Source organism: Bifidobacterium panos, from assembly GCF_012932445.1.
Lineage (GTDB): Bacteria > Actinomycetota > Actinomycetes > Actinomycetales > Bifidobacteriaceae > Bifidobacterium > Bifidobacterium panos.
Genome location: NZ_JAAIIJ010000002.1, coordinates 225997 through 241259, shown reverse-complemented (window position 1 = coordinate 241259; position 15263 = coordinate 225997). Strand labels below are relative to the sequence as shown.

At 61.2% G+C, this 15263-nt stretch carries 13 protein-coding genes; 9 read left to right on the top strand and 4 right to left on the bottom strand.

Annotated elements, in window-relative coordinates:
* Nucleotides 1-70: 70 nt before the first annotated feature.
* Together malQ and G1C94_RS01085 are read right to left on the bottom strand one after the other, a co-directional pair.
* On the bottom strand, nucleotides 71-2242 hold the full coding sequence (gene malQ / locus G1C94_RS01090) for a 4-alpha-glucanotransferase (protein WP_172143861.1): 2172 nt from the start codon (nucleotides 2240-2242) through the stop codon (nucleotides 71-73).
* A 163-nt stretch (nucleotides 2243-2405) separates the two neighbouring features.
* Nucleotides 2406-3779: an ATP-binding protein gene (locus G1C94_RS01085; RefSeq protein ID WP_172143859.1), complete on the bottom strand. Its 1374-nt coding sequence runs from the start codon at nucleotides 3777-3779 to the stop codon at nucleotides 2406-2408.
* Nucleotides 3780-4183: 404 nt separating this feature from the next.
* Between G1C94_RS01085 and dnaK the strand changes: the two genes are divergently transcribed.
* The 9 genes from dnaK (at nucleotide 4184) to G1C94_RS01040 (ending at nucleotide 14465) form a co-directional block, all read left to right on the top strand.
* Nucleotides 4184-6061, top strand: a complete 1878-nt coding sequence (gene dnaK, locus G1C94_RS01080; RefSeq protein WP_172143857.1) for a molecular chaperone DnaK — start codon at nucleotides 4184-4186, stop codon at nucleotides 6059-6061.
* An 11-nt stretch (nucleotides 6062-6072) separates the two neighbouring features.
* Nucleotides 6073-6696 (top strand): nucleotide exchange factor GrpE, encoded by a 624-nt coding sequence (grpE, locus tag G1C94_RS01075; RefSeq protein WP_172143855.1) that lies wholly within the window; start codon nucleotides 6073-6075, stop codon nucleotides 6694-6696.
* 94 nt (nucleotides 6697-6790) lie between these two features.
* Nucleotides 6791-7792 carry a DnaJ C-terminal domain-containing protein gene (locus G1C94_RS01070; protein ID WP_172143853.1) on the top strand — a complete coding sequence of 334 codons (1002 nt, stop codon included), beginning with the start codon at nucleotides 6791-6793 and terminating at the stop codon, nucleotides 7790-7792.
* 26 nt (nucleotides 7793-7818) lie between these two features.
* Entirely contained in the window at nucleotides 7819-8379 is a 561-nt protein-coding gene (locus tag G1C94_RS01065) for a heat shock protein transcriptional repressor HspR (protein ID WP_172143851.1), read from the top strand.
* A 70-nt stretch (nucleotides 8380-8449) separates the two neighbouring features.
* Nucleotides 8450-9124 (top strand): HAD family hydrolase, encoded by a 675-nt coding sequence (locus G1C94_RS01060; RefSeq protein WP_172143849.1) that lies wholly within the window; start codon nucleotides 8450-8452, stop codon nucleotides 9122-9124.
* A 166-nt stretch (nucleotides 9125-9290) separates the two neighbouring features.
* Nucleotides 9291-9965, top strand: coding sequence for a DedA family protein (locus G1C94_RS01055; RefSeq protein WP_172143847.1), 675 nt, complete (start codon nucleotides 9291-9293; stop codon nucleotides 9963-9965).
* Nucleotides 9966-10073: 108 nt separating this feature from the next.
* The gene (locus tag G1C94_RS01050; protein ID WP_172143845.1) at nucleotides 10074-11027 is read left to right on the top strand and encodes a TatD family hydrolase; all 954 of its coding nucleotides are present in this window, start codon (nucleotides 10074-10076) and stop codon (nucleotides 11025-11027) included.
* A 190-nt stretch (nucleotides 11028-11217) separates the two neighbouring features.
* Nucleotides 11218-13512, top strand: coding sequence for a KUP/HAK/KT family potassium transporter (locus G1C94_RS01045; RefSeq protein ID WP_172143843.1), 2295 nt, complete (start codon nucleotides 11218-11220; stop codon nucleotides 13510-13512).
* A gap of 83 nt (nucleotides 13513-13595) precedes the next feature.
* The gene (locus G1C94_RS01040; protein WP_172143841.1) at nucleotides 13596-14465 is read left to right on the top strand and encodes a class II glutamine amidotransferase; all 870 of its coding nucleotides are present in this window, start codon (nucleotides 13596-13598) and stop codon (nucleotides 14463-14465) included.
* Between the two features lie 28 nt (nucleotides 14466-14493).
* Here G1C94_RS01040 and G1C94_RS01035 read toward each other — a convergent pair whose 3' ends face one another.
* Nucleotides 14494-14820: a helix-turn-helix domain-containing protein gene (locus G1C94_RS01035; RefSeq protein WP_172143839.1), complete on the bottom strand. Its 327-nt coding sequence runs from the start codon at nucleotides 14818-14820 to the stop codon at nucleotides 14494-14496.
* The gene (locus G1C94_RS01030; protein ID WP_335341192.1) at nucleotides 14817-15188 is read right to left on the bottom strand and encodes a type II toxin-antitoxin system RelE/ParE family toxin; all 372 of its coding nucleotides are present in this window, start codon (nucleotides 15186-15188) and stop codon (nucleotides 14817-14819) included. The genes G1C94_RS01035 and G1C94_RS01030 overlap by 4 nt, the downstream gene beginning before the upstream one ends.
* Nucleotides 15189-15263: the final 75 nt, after the last annotated feature.

Genomic DNA, 15263 nt, shown 5'->3' with positions numbered 1-15263 from the left:
GCCCTCTTCCTTGCCTCCCTCAAGCTTATTTGTGCCTGTGGAGGTGGTAGGTGGTTTGGAGAAGCCTCCGTTATTGGCCGACGCCGGCGCGCATGACTTGGGATAGGGACTTAAGGCGGGGCGAATCGAATACATCGCCTGTGAGCACGACGTGGCCGTTTGCGTCGGCCAGCGGCACGCGCCAGTTCGAGTATTCGCTGGAGGTGCCCGGCTGGTTCTGCGCACGATGCTCGCCCACGCCGTCCACCAGGGCGGCTTGCAACAGCAGCGAGGGGGTGTCGCACAGCATGGTGTGCATTGCCTCGACGATCTGCTGTTCGTGCGCGGGCACGTCGGCGGCGACCTCGGGCGTGATGTAGCTGCTTTCCACCAAGCGCTCCATCATGGCGTGCTGCTCGGCTTCGGCGGACTTGCGGAAGGCCGCGGGGTCGTCCACCAGATGCAGCTGCTCGCGCAATGCGACGTGTTCGAAATTGAGATAGCCGGCGGTGGGCGGCAGGTCGTGCGTGACCACGGAAGCCAGCGCCTGACGGCGATAATCGGACGGCGGAGCGTACGGATCGCCCGCGTTGGGCGAGTTGTCCACGCGCGCGAACCATTCGACTTCGGTGCCGAGCACGCCGTGATCGGCGAGAATGCGCCGCGCGTAATCGGGCACAGTGCCCAGGTCTTCGCCGATGACCATGCCGCCCACGCGCGTCGCCTCGATGGCGAGCACACCCAGCATGGCCTCGTGGTCGTAGTTCACATAGGCGCCGTTGCGCGCGCCGAGACCCTGCGGAATCCACCACAGGCGGAACAAACCGAGCACATGGTCGATGCGCACCGCACCCGCATGCTCGTACATCGAGTGCACCATCTCGCGGTACACCTGATAGCCGGTGGCTTCAAGATAGCGCGGGTTGAACGGCGGTTGACCCCAATCCTGGCCTTGCTGGTTGTAGAAATCAGGCGGGCAGCCCACGGTGACCCCGCTGGCGGCGAAGCGCTCCGGGTTGGCCCAGGCGTCGGCGCCCAAGCCATGCACACCCACGGCCATGTCCTGCATGAGGCCGACGGCCATGCCCGAATCGAGGGCGGCGCGCTGGGCGGCGGTCACCTGCTCGGCGGCGATCCACTGCAGCCAACGGTTGAACTCGAACAGATCGCGGTGCTCGGCGATCAGACGCCGCACCGATTCGTCGGTGACGGTCGTTTCGCTGAACCACGGGTTGTCTGCCCACGGCGCGCCCCACACCTCGAAGCAGACGCACCATGCCGCGAATGAGTCCAGATCCGGGCCGGCGGCTGTTGCGAACGCCTCGAACGCGGCTTGGCGCTCGGGCGAGCGGCCCGCGTCGAAGATGATGCGCAGGGCGGGGCGTTTGGCTTCCCAAGCCGCGTTGATATCCATCGGATCCGCATCCTCGTTGCGGCTCGCCACCGAAGCGTGCAATGCGCTCACTTGGCTCAGCGCGGCGGCGGGCAGTTCGGCGTATTCGGGGATATCCTGCGGGCGGATGTACGTGACGTTGAGGAATCGTCGCGATTCGGGCAGATAAGGCGACGGCTCCAGCGGGGGCTGTGGCGCGCCGGCGTGAATCGGGTTGATGAGCATGAAATCGGCGCCGGACTTGGTGGCCGCGTCCGTCAGCAGTCGCTTGAGATCACCGTAATCGCCCACACCCCACGATTCGTACGAGCGGACGGAGTACATCTGCGTCATCCAACCCCAGCGCTGGTGTTCGGCGACGGCTTGCGGCAGCTCGATGCGCGCGGGAGCGCAGATGATGGTGGCGCTGGCTTCACGCCCGCCGGCCTTGACGTGCAGGGTGTGGTATCCCATCGGCAGGTCGGGGCTGATGGCGAGCGTGGCATGGCTGGAGTTCGGATTTGGCAGGGTGGTGATGTCGCCGGCGAACGTGGTGCCGTCCTCAAGCGTGATGGCGGCGGTGATATCCACGTCCGGCGCGCAGTTCAGCTCGATGGCCGCCGCTTCGTTGGTGGTGACGACAATGGTGGGAGGCATCAGCTGCTTACGCTGACGCTCTTCGAGTGCGGCCGTGGAAGCGGTGATGGCTTCGCTGCTGGAAGCATCGACCCCGAGCGCCGCGAGCACGGCCACCAGCGCCTCGTCGCTGATTTCGGTGTAAGTGCCAAGCTGGTCGATGTATGAAGTGGACAATCCGTTCGCCTTGGCGAGACGAATCAGCGGGCGCGCGAGACGTTCGGCGCTTTCCGTGCATGGTGTGCTATCGGTCATAATGCCCCTGCCCTTCCTGAATGTTTTGCAAACGTCTTCTATGAAACTCAACACTGAATTTCAACGCGTTTGTGCTTTCTCAATTGCTATCCAAGATACCTCATACTGACAACGATTGCAAAACGAGTTTGATGCGCTTTCAAACCCGTTATATCTGGTTGCCTCAGTCGCTCTGCAACATCCATTTCCACGCGGGAATCTGCGTAACAGTATGCTTCGTGCCACCCTCGGACTGGTTCTCGTATGTGGCGTCTTCGCCTTCGCCCACGATGAGTGTGCCGCAGGTCAGGCCCGAATCGTCCATTGCTTCCCACAGCGCGCGCAACTCGCGCTCGCGAGTGTGCGGATCGCTAACCGAGTCAGTGACTTGATACAGCTCGTAAGGGCGTCCGTCCAGCTCGTCGCCGACCACAAAGTCGATTTCGTAACCATGTGTTGTTGTGTGATACGACGAAATCGTGCCGCGCCGGGTGCCGATGGTTCGTCTGCGCAGCTCCAGATACACCGCGTCTTCCAAGCGCTGACCTTCGTCGTTGATGTTCGCGTTCGCGTTGGCGGCGGCCAGCCCCGGGTCGATGGCGTAAATCTTCGGTGTGCTGGTCGTGCTCTCGCTCAAGGCGAATGAAAAATCGCGGATCTGGAATATCAGATAAGCCTCTTCCAGATACGACAGCATGTCGGACAACAGTTCGCGGCTGGTCGGCAGACCCATAGAGCGCAGCGTGTTTTCCGTTTTGCGAATTGACAGTTGCTTGCCGTTCGAGTTCAGAACGCGTCGTGCGAACGCCGTCGCCACGCGCGGGCGGGAGATGTTGTGGCGCTCCACCACATCACGCGAAACGACACGCTGTGCATACGATTGCAGCAGTGGAATGGCCAGCTGTTCCGGCAATTCCTGGGCTGCCGGAAAGCCGCCTCGTTGCAGGTACTCGCCGAATGCGTTGCGCAGCTTGGCTCGCTGGGCGGTCGAAAAAACGGCCGTGCTCGCGCCGCTACGGGCGTCGAGCAGCCCTCGGTTGCGCGCAATCTCGCGGAACGAGTACGGCAACAGCTCGAAATCGATGGCTCTGCCGCGAAATTCGGTGGCAATCTGTGTTGACAGCATCTTCGAAGACGACCCGCTTATATAAATGGTCGCCTTGTTCGTATCTACGATGCGCCGCAACCATGAACCCCAATTCTGCATTTCCTGCAACTCGTCAAAGAACAGATAGATTCCCTGCTCCGCAGCTTCGGGATGGAGCGCGCGGAACGTTTCCAGAACTTCGTCTCCGGTCTCGGCAGTGACGGGGGAGAGGCGGTCGTCTTCGAAATTGAAATAACAGATGCGCTCGGGGCTGACGCCACTGGCCATCAGCGAATTCATCTCCTGAAACAGACGGTAGCTTTTGCCGCTTCGGCGCATGCCGATAATGACCTTGACGAGATTGCCTTTTTTGGGCTGGAGCGGCTCGCCGAGATCAAGGTCGCGGGGGGTGATCGGCAGATAGTCGTCAAGTGAGAAATCCTGCAGGATGCTTGCGATTATTGGATTCATGGCGGTTTCTCCCTATGGCATGCCGGCTGGAACTGGCAACTTTACTTTACCACTATGTACCAAAACTGGTAACTTTACTTTACCAATATATGCCAGAACTGGCAACTTTACTTTGCCAATATGTGCCGGAACTGGCAGTTCTACTTTGCCAATATGCATGAAAACTGGCAACTTTACTTTGCCAATTTGCGACAAAACTGGCAACTTTACTTTGCCAGTTGCTCGATGGTGCTGTGTTGTGAAAAATGTGGGAATAAAAGTTGACGAACGAAAGTTGAGTGGTGTAGGCTCAAGTTTTGAAAACGGGTTGTGAGGCTCGGGCAAGACGTGAGCGGAACACCGTGAAACACGAACCGCGTGCCGCCAGCGAGGCGGGGCGCACAGATAAAAAGGAGTCATCAATTATGGCACGTGCAGTTGGTATCGATCTGGGCACCACGAATTCCTGCATCGCAACGCTGGAAGGCGGCGAACCCACCGTCATCGTCAACGCCGAAGGCGCGCGCACCACGCCGTCCGTGGTCGCCTTCTCCAAGTCCGGCGAAATCCTCGTCGGCGAAGTCGCCAAGCGTCAGGCCGTCACCAACGTCGACCGCACCATCAGCTCCGTCAAGCGCCACATGGGCACCGACTGGACAGTGGAAATCGACGACAAGAAGTGGACGCCGCAGGAAATCTCCGCGCAGATCCTGATGAAGCTCAAGCGCGATGCTGAAGCCTATCTGGGCGAGCCGGTCACCGACGCGGTGATCACCTGCCCGGCCTACTTCAATGACGCCCAGCGCCAGGCCACCAAAGACGCCGGCAAGATCGCGGGCCTGAACGTGCTGCGCATCATCAACGAGCCGACCGCGGCCGCGCTGGCCTACGGCCTGGAGAAAGGCAAGGAAGACGAGCGCATTCTGGTCTTCGACCTGGGCGGCGGCACCTTCGACGTCTCCCTGCTGGAAATCGGCAAGGACGACGACGGCTTCTCCACCATCCAGGTGCAGGCCACCAACGGCGACAACCGCTTGGGCGGCGACGACTGGGATCAGAAGATCATCGATTGGCTCGTCGGCGAAGTCAAGAACAAGTACGGCGTGGACCTGAGCAAGGATAAGATCGCCCTGCAGCGTCTGAAGGAAGCCTCCGAACAGGCCAAGAAGGAGCTGTCGAGCTCGACCAGCACCTCCATCTCCATGCAGTACCTGGCCATGACGCCCGACGGCACGCCGGTGCATCTGGACGAAACGCTCACGCGCGCCCACTTCGAGGAGATGACCTCCGATTTGCTGGGCCGTTGCCGCACGCCGTTCAACAACGTGCTTTCGGACGCGGGCATCTCCGTTTCCGACATCGACCATGTGGTGTTGGTGGGCGGTTCCACCCGTATGCCCGCCGTCAAGGAGCTCGTCAAGGAGCTCACCGGCGGCAAGGAAGCGAACCAGTCCGTCAACCCGGATGAGGTCGTGGCCGTGGGTGCGGCCGTGCAGTCGGGTGTCATCAAGGGCGATCGTAAGGACGTGCTGTTGATCGACGTCACGCCGCTGTCGCTCGGCATCGAGACCAAGGGCGGCATCATGACCAAGCTCATCGACCGCAACACCGCCATCCCGACCAAGCGCTCCGAGGTGTTCTCCACCGCTGAGGACAACCAGCCGAGCGTGCTGATTCAGGTCTATCAGGGCGAGCGTGAGTTCGCGCGCGACAACAAGCCGCTGGGCACTTTCGAGCTGACCGGCATCGCGCCGGCTCCGCGTGGCGTGCCGCAGATCGAGGTCACGTTCGATATCGACGCCAACGGCATCGTGCACGTTTCCGCCAAGGACAAGGGCACCGGCAAGGAGCAGTCCATGACCATCACCGGCGGTTCGGGCCTGCCCAAGGACGAGATCGACCGCATGGTCAAGGAGGCCGAGGCGCACGAGGCCGAAGACAAGAAACGCAAGGAGGAGGCCGAGACCCGCAACCAGGCCGAGGCATTCGCCTATTCCACCGAGAAGCTCGTCAACGACAACAAGGACAAGCTCTCCGACGACGTGGCCAAGGAGGTCACCGACAAGGTCAACGAGCTGAAGGAGGCGCTGAAGGGCGAGGACATCGAGAAGATCAAGACCGCGCAAAGCGAGCTGATGACCTCCGCGCAGAAGGTCGGCCAGGCGCTGTACGCACAGCAGGGTGCCGAGGGCGCTGCCGCCGGGGAGGCGGGTGCCGGTGTGGCTGGCGAGGGCGGTTCCGCCTCCGACGACGACGTGGTGGATGCCGAAGTCGTGGACGATGACGACAAGGGCGACAAGTAAGGGCGCACCCCATGGCTGAGTTCAATAAGGACGATTACCTGAAGGATTTGCCCGACGCGGACGACGCGGCGGCTGGCCTGAGTGATCAGGATGCCGCCGCCGCGCCGGATGCCACTTGTGATGCAGATGCCGGTGAACAGGCTGAGCCGTTGGAAGAGACGGCCGCTCAGAACGACGAGGCGCAAGCCGACGATTCGCTGACCCCGCTGGGCAAGGCGAAGAAGGAAGCCGCGGACTACTTGGAGGCGTTGCAACGTGAGCGTGCGGAGTTTGTCAACTTCCGCAACCGCACGGCCAAGGAGCAGGAGCGATTCCGCCAGCACGGCATCATCGACGTGCTGACCGCGCTGCTGCCCGCCTTGGACGACATCGACCGCATTCGCGCGAACTCCGAGATGGACGACTCATTCAAGGCCGTCGCCGCGAAAATCGACAAGACCTTCGAGAAGTTCGGCGTCGAGAAGTTCGGTGAGGCGGGGGAGGACTTCGATCCCACCAAGCACGACGCGATTCTGCACAAGCCGGACGAAACGGCCGAAAAGGAAACCGTCGACACCGTGGTGGAGGCAGGCTATCGCATCGGCGATCGTGTGATTCGCGCCGCTCGCGTGGTGGTCGCCTCGCCCAAGAGCTGACCAAAGTGCTGACCGAAGTCAAGTGTCCATTGACCAGAGGCGGGCGCGTAACCCGCGTAACCATAAGCACATATCACCATGAAAGGAGGCAGTGATGGCTGAGAATGAATGGCTGAACAAGGATTTCTACAAGGTCCTCGGTGTCTCCAAGGACGCCACAGCCGACGACATCAAGAAGGCCTATCGCAAGCTGGCGCGCAAATATCACCCCGACGTGAACAAAACCAAGGAAGCCGAGGAGAAGTTCAAGGACATCTCCGAAGCCTACGACGTGCTGAGCAACAAGGAAGAGCGCCGCAAATACGACGCCATCCGACAGTTCGGCATGGGTGGCGCGCGATTCGCGGGAGGCTCCGGTCAAGGCGGCTTCGACGCCTCCAGCTTCTCCGACATGTTCGGTTCGATGTTCGGCGCCGGCCCGGGCGGCTCGCGCATTCGTTTTTCGACATCCGGCAGCGGGCAGCCGAATATCAGCGACATCTTCTCGATGTTCGGCGGCGCGGCTGGTGCCGGTCAGGCGGGTGCGCCATACGGTGGCGGGCATGCGGGCTATGAGGAGCCGGCGCGTCCCGAGCGCGGCGAGGACCGCACCTCGAAGATCAACCTGACCTTCCGCCAGGCTGTCAAGGGCGCGACGGTGTCGCTGTCTGCGGGTGGCAAGAAGTTCAAGACGCATATTCCCGCCGGAGTCAAGGACGGGCAGAAGATTCGTCTCGCCGGCAAGGGCAAGCCGGGGCGCAACGGCGGCAAGGCGGGCGATCTGTATCTGCAGGTCAGCGTCGCCGCCGACCCGAAATTCACGTTGCGTGGGTCTGACATCGTGATGCCGTTGCCCGTCACCGTGGGCGAGGCTGTGGCCGGTGCGAAGATCGAAGTCACTGATTTCGACGGCAAGCCGGTGACCTTCAAGGTGCCCGCCGGTTCGTCCAGCGGCACGCAAGTGAAGGTGAGCGGCAAGGGCGTGCAGTCGGGCGGCCAGTCGGGCGATCTCATCGGGCTCGTTGAGATTCAGGTGCCTGCCAAGCCAAATATGGCGACCAAGCATGCCGCCAAGGAGTTCGACAAGGCGGCGGGCGCGTTTCTGCAACGAGCGTAAGTGACTTTAGGCCGGGGAGGTGAACAATGGCACGGGTGACACCGCAGATGCGCCAACTGTACGCGATGTGTGCAACCGCACTGGTGCTGGGGCGCGCCGACTTGGACGGTGCCGACAACGCCGGTTTCGACATCGAACTGCCTGTGTTCACAGTCGGCCAAGCAGCCGAATTGGCGCGTATCCACCCCCAAACCCTGCGCCAATACGACCGTCTCGGGCTGGTGGTGCCGCAGCGCACCGAAGGCGGCGCGAGGCGGTATTGCCTGCGCGACGTCGACCGCCTGATTCAGGCCCAGCATCTGAGCCAGGACGAGGGCATCAACCTTGCGGGCGTCACCCGAATCCTGCAGTTGCAGGAAGAGAACCGCCAGTTGCGCCGCCAGAACAGGCGGCTGCAAACCTCGGCAGACGGCAGTGTGTTCGCGGCCGGTCGCGACGGCGACATCGTGGAGATGCGCCGCTCCAACAGCGCCCGCATGTGGCGACGCACCATCCGCACCCGCATGCGCGAGCTGCCCTCGTCCTCCGATGATTATGAGACAACCGATGGTGCCGATTCCAAATCGGTGATCGTCTGGCGCTACTGACTGCCCGATTTGTCACGTTGATTTGGTGTGATGGAGGTACGCATCTATAGCCGCTACTGTTGGAGGAATCATGCTGCTTGAAGCCGTGTTCTGGGATCTGGATGGCACACTGATCGATTCGGAACCGCTGTGGCATGAGGGCGAACTCAAACTGGCTCTCGCCAACGGCGGCTATTGGGATGAGGATCTCGGCTGGCAGTACTCCGGCACGCCGGTGCCCGACATCGCCCTCCGCATGATCGAGCGCGGCTGCACGCTGAGCGTCGAGCAGATCGACGTGCAGGTCAAGGATTATGTGTATCGCGCCGAAGTGGCGCACTTGCCGTGGATCGACGGTGTGCGCGACGTGTTGCACTCGCTTAAGGATGCCGATGTGCCATGCATGTTGGTCACCACATCGCAGCGCCGCATGGCCGAGAACGTTATGAAACATGCGTCAGGGCTGTTCGCCGGCTACGTGTGCGGCGACGACCCTTACGAGCACAAGCCGAATGCCGCGCCGTACCTGGCCGCCGCGGCGAAGCTGGGCATTGCCCCCGAGCACATGTCCCGTTGCGTGGTGATGGAGGATTCCATGTCCGGCTTGCGCGCGGGAGCCGCCTCCGGTGCCACCACCATTGCGCAGACCGGCTGGATTCGCTCCGACACTTCCGTCGGCCCGCAATTCGCCTCCATCGACTCATATGAAGGCATTGATGCCGCCGCGCTGGATGGCTTCGTGCGCCAGCGTCTTGAAACGGCTTGAGCGCGCAAACTCACAGCGGCATCAAATTGTGCAGATTTGGACAACAGTAACCAGTTTGACTAGTCCGTCGTGCCCCCGCTGGTAGGGTGGTTGACGGTTTCAAACGACCAACCGAATAATTGGAGCACCGGTCAAGCCGGTTGAATGAGAAACATTTGAGAATCGCATGGGCTTTATTGATTTCATCGTAAACCTGCTGAAAGACCCGCGTGGCGCCATCGCCGGCTGGATCGCCATGGGGGTGACACCCACCCTGGGCTTCATCTTCCTGATTATCTTCATCGAGACCGGCGTGGTGTTCTTCCCCTTCCTTCCCGGTGATTCGCTGTTGTTCGCGGCCGGCGTGTTCGCTGCCCCCGACGCGGCCACGGGCGAAGCACCCCTGCCGCTGATGGCATTGCTGCCCGTGGTGTGGTGCGCGCCGATCATCGGCGACCAATGCAATTATTTCATCGGCCACTTCTTCGGCCGCCGCATCATCCAGTCCGGCAAGGTTAAGGCCATGACCCCAGAGCGCGTGGCGAAAACCGAGGCCATGATCGAAAAGTGGGGGCCGCTGGCCGTGTTTCTGGGCCGCTTCTTCCCCTTCATCCGCACGTTCATGCCGTTCATCTCCGGCATTTCCGGCATGCGCTGGAGCCGCTTCACCCCGTTCTCGGTGCTGGGCGGTTTGGTCTGGTCGACGCTGTTCACTCTGCTGGGCTATTTCTTCGGCAACATTCCGGCTGTGCAACAGCATTTCGAGCTGGTCATTGTGCTCATCCTGCTGGTCTCGCTCGCCCCCACCATCGTCGGCCTGTGCAAAGCCAAGTTCGGCAAGAAAAAGCAAGAGGCCGCGTAAACTCAAGCGGTGAGTTGCTTGCCCTGCGCGCCCACAGGAAGTCGTCGGCACTTAAGGCACTTAAGATAAACCATGTCGTTGGTGGCTCGCCGGCGGTATGGTGGGCGTATGAGCAAAAAACACCGCGACCGCAGCTGGGCACCGGCACCCGAGCCGTTGCCCGAAGACGCGCAAGTTGTCGACAACCACACGCATGTCGCCTCCGTCGTGCCATTTTCGCGCGCCATGAGCCACGAGGCCGTGGCGAAAGGCCAAGACGAAGTGCCCGTCTACAGCGTTGATGAGTTGTTGCAACAGGCGCTGGCCGTGGGCGTGAGCGGCGTCATCGATTGCGGCTGTGAACTGCCGAACCTGATGACCGCCATCGATATGGCCCGCGAACACGACAACGTGCATGCGGCGCTCGCCATCCATCCGAACGAAGCCGTGCGTCACGGGCACCGCGCCGTGCCCGGCCCCGACGGCTTGCCCATCAAATACCAGCCTTGGCACGACACCGGTTTCGAGGACGCGCTCGCCGAAGTGCGCCGTCTCGCCGTCACCTACCCAAGCCAAGTGGTGGCCATTGGCGAAACCGGCATGGATCTGTTCCGCACCGGCGAGGAGGCAATGGAACTGCAACGCGAGGCGTTCCGCGCGCATATCGCGCTTGCCAAGGAGCTGAACCTGCCGATGCAGATTCACGACCGCGACGCCCACAGCCAAGTCATCGAAACGCTGCTCGCCGACGGCGCGCCGGAGCGCACGGTGTTCCACAGCTACTCCGGCGATGCCGAGATGGCCGAAATCGCCCGCGAGCATGGCTGGTACTTAAGTTTCTCCGGCACGTGCAGCTATAAAGGCAACGACGGCATCCGCGAATCGCTGCGCATCGTCGGTCTCGATCATGCAATGGTCGAAACCGACGCGCCATACCTGACACCCATGCCCTATCGCGGCCGTACCAACGCGCCCTATATGATTCCCTACACCCTGCACGCCATGGCCGACGCACTCGACCTGCCCGTAGCCGAAGTGGCCCGCGCCACCCGCCGCACGACCCATGAGGTCTACGGCATCTGAGCCACATGCTTGCCGCAAGGTGGGGGCATGCCACATGCGCCCGCATAACGGAGAATATGGCTGACGTCATTACCCAATTGAGCAAAGCACAACGCTCCCGTGTCCGTTTGACTTGCGAAAGGAACGGACTAGCATGTCTCTGATGTTGATTGCGCGAGGATAGGCCTTGCGCCCATGGAGGTCTTGCAATATGGCGGAATCGAAACGTCAGGCGAAGCGTAGGCAACAGCAGGGGCAACCCGGCTCGCAAAGCGGCAATAAGCAGAGTAATCAGAATCGCCGGACCGGTCGCAACGGCAGCAATGGCTCGGGTGACAAGCCAGACGAAACGCTCCTGCGCGCCGACACTTTCACCAACGCGCCCAAGGTGTCCCGCCGCTCCCTGACCAAAGAGGAGCGCGCCGAACTGGCCAAGCAAGCCGAAGCCGAGACCAAGCAAGCCCAAAAGCTCGCCAGCGCGCACGAACGCGGCCCAATCGGCCGTTGGTGGGCGCGTCTGCAATCCGGCCCGAACAAGATCACGCTCGCCATGTCCCTCGTGGCGCTGGGCGTGGTCTACGGCGACATCGGCACCTCGCCGCTGTACACCATGCAGACCTTCCTGAGCGGTCAGGGCGGCCTGGCGCACGCCAACCGCGAAGCCGTGCTCGGCGTGCTGTCGCTGGTGTTCTGGTCGATCACGCTGATCACCACCGTCAAATACGTGCTGATCGCCATGCGCATCGACAACAACGGCGAGGGAGGCATCTTCGCGCTCTACTCGCTGATTCGCAAATACGGCGCGTGGCTGGCGATTCCCGCCATGCTCGGCGGTGCGGCTTTCCTGGCCGACTCGGTGCTCACCCCGGCCGTGTCGATCAGTTCCGCCGTCGAGGGTTTGGAAACCCTGCCCGCGTTGGAATCGCTGTTCACGCAGAACAAAGACCTGACGCTGATGATCACCGTGGTGATCATCGTGCTGCTGTTCTGCGTGCAGTCGCGCGGCACCGAGCGCATCGGCAAGGTGTTCGGCTCCGTGGTGATGGTGTGGTTCACATTCCTGGCCGTCGTGGGCTTGGTGAACTTAAGCAACGATTGGAGCGTGTTTGCCGCGCTCAACCCCGTCTATGGCGTCAAGTTCCTCTTCAGCCCACACAACGCCGCGGGGCTGGCAGTGATGGGCACCGTGTTCCTGTCGACCACCGGCGCCGAGGCGCTGTATTCCGACATGGGGCATGTGGGCCGGGGCAACATCTATTTCACCTGGCCGTTCATCAAGGTGGCGCTGGTGCTGTGCTATTTCGGCCAAGGCGCGTGGATGCTCAACCACTGGGACGACTCCGCCTATAACCGCATGCACGGCCTGAACCCCTTCTTTGAAATGATGACCCCCTCGGTGCGCTATCTTGCGGTGGTGCTGTCGGTTACCGCGGGCATCATCGCCTCGCAGGCGCTGATCACCGGCGCGTTCACAATGGTTTCGGAAGCCACGCGCCTCGATTGGATGCCGCACTTGCAGGTGCGCTATCCGGCCCGCACTCGCGGGCAACTGTACATTCCGGTGGTCAATATCGTGCTGTGCGTCTCCACACTGCTCGTGCTCGCCATCTTCCGCGATTCGGAGCATATCTCCGCCGCGTATGGCTTGGCGCTCACCGTCACGATGATCACCACCACCATTCTGCTGGCCGTCTACATCTGGCACCGCAAATCCAAGTTCTGGAGCATGGTGTTTCTGGTGGTATTTCTTGCCATTCAGACGCTGTTCTTCGTGGCTTCGATGGCCAAGTTCCTGCATGGCGGCTGGTTCACCTGCCTGCTCACGCTGGCGATTCTGTTCGTGATGATCACATGGCGCGACGGCACGAAGATCGAACGCGCCCAACGCCGCCATATGAAACCGAAGGACTTCCTTCCCACACTGGACAAGCTGCACGGCGATTTTCGCATTCCCTATTTCGCGGACAACATCATCTACCTCACCTCCGATACCGAGATGAAGCGGCTCGACACCAACATCTTCTTCTCGATTTTCGCCGACAATCCCAAGCGAGCCCGCGCCTGGTGGGCCGTGAGCGTGGAGACCACCGACCAGCCGTTCACGCGCGAATACGCGGTGGAGAACTTCGGCACCACCTATCTGTTCCGCGTCAAGATTCGGCTGGGGTTCAAGGTGTCGCAGTCGATTCCCACCTACCTGCACCAGATCATGCACGATTTGGAGGAGACCGGCGAGCTGCCGCAGCAGAAGTCCGTGTATCCCAAGGTGGACGCCGACCCAAGCATCGGCACGATCCGCTACGTGCTGGTGCACAAGGCGCTGATGCCCGAATCGAAGGTGTCGCGGCGCGGCGAGTTGTCGCTGTCGGTCAAATACGCGATTCGCCACGTGGCCGGCTCGGCGGTCAAGTGGTTTGGTCTTGCGCCATACAACCCTTTGGTCGAGGTTCAGCCGCTGTTCGTGCCCACTCGCCGCTCGCCGAAGCTCAAGCGCACGGCTGAGTGAGACGTGAGATGAATAGTGGGATATAGGCAGTGGTTATAACGCCCTCCGCGCGTCGTTTCGGTCGTGCGGTAGCGTGTCGTACCATGTGCAGATTACTGGGATATGCCACGGCGGGGTTCAACCTGAGCCTTGACACTATCCTGGGGGAGCGGGCGTCGCGCGCATTCCGCGACATGAGCCGCATCCACAACGACGGCTGGGGCTGCGCGGCGCTGTACGACCCGCCCGAAACGCCGGGCGTCGACGATGGCGGCGCGCCTTCGCCGGAAACCGGCACCAAACTGTACAAAACCACTGTGGCCGCGCTGTATGACCCACTGTTCGACGAGCTGGCGAGCGAGCCGGTGCGCGGCGCTCTGTGGCATCTGCGGCTCGCCTCCTCCGGACTGCCGCTGATCATGGAAAACCAGCAGCCGTTCTTCGCCAACGGGCTGAGTTTCATCCACAACGGCGACATCTCCGATTCGCACGGGCGCAACATCGTCGAGAACAAGCAATATCCGTTCAATCACAGCACGTTCCTGTCCACCGGAGGGCGCTCGGATTCCGCGATTTTCTTCTCCATCATTCTTGAATATGTCGCTTTCGGCTATGAGCTGGACGAGGCCGTGGCACAGGCGGTGCGCGAGTTGCGGCGGGCTTATCCGAAGGCGAGCTACAACTGCATGATCCAGTCGCAGGATCAATTTATCGCGTTGAACGCCGCCGGGCGCGAACGCACGTCGTCGCGCATCGTCGAAATCTACGAGGAATACGGCGAGGGCGCGAAAGCCGCCGATTACCGCGTGATGCGCTATCGTGCGCTGGTGAACGAGCAGGGCGCGGCAGCCGGGGTCGTGGTCGCTTCGTCCGGTTTCGACCAGCCCGAAGCCGACGGGTGGCGCGAGTTGGGCAACAATCAGATGGTCGTCGCCTCCAATCGCACCGGCGAATGGGCCATCCGCGAAATCTGACGAAACAGACGGGTCGCTCCGGTTTCGTTTATCCCAGCATGGAGATGGTCTTGTCGGGCAGCTCGAAGCTGATTTTGAGCTTGCCGCCGAGCGCCTCGGCGTAGCGTTGCAACGTGCTCACCTTGAGCCGCTCGATTTTGCCGTTTTCGATTTCGCTCACCCGCTTCTGGCTGATCTTCATTTTCGCCGCCAGCGCGACCTGTGTGAGTTTGCACTGCTGGCGAGCCTGTTTGAGCTCGTAGTCGCGGATGTATTCTTCCGTTCGTTGACGCGCCCACTCCATCATCTCCGGCGTGATGTCACCGCGCTGCTTAACATAGTCATCGATATCAAGGAATGGTTTCTCGTTGCTCATGCTTTCCTCCTTTTGAGGTTGTTGAGGTGCTCTTCATATAGTTTGTCCGCTTGTGGAATCGCTGAGCGATACCATTGGTTCCACTTCAACGCTCCACGCACTCCTGATTCATTAGCCTTGTCTCCTGCAAGAAGAAGAATCGCGCTTCGTTCAGGGTCGAATGCGAATAGGATTCTAATTTCACTCCTTCCCGTGGAAGGTGGGCGCAACTCCTTCATGTTCTTGAATCGTGAACGCCTAACTTCGCCGACAAGAGGTCTGCGCAGCGCGGGCCCATGTTCTCGAAGCTGATGCAACGCTCCCTGAAGCAGCGCTATATCAGCCGCGCTTTGCTGATCCATCCAGTTCTCTATAAGAGCAGTATCCACTCTCCATTGCTCCATTATTATACCCTTTCCCTTGTAGAAGTCAAACCGTATAACACAACGTTGTGTGATAGCAGA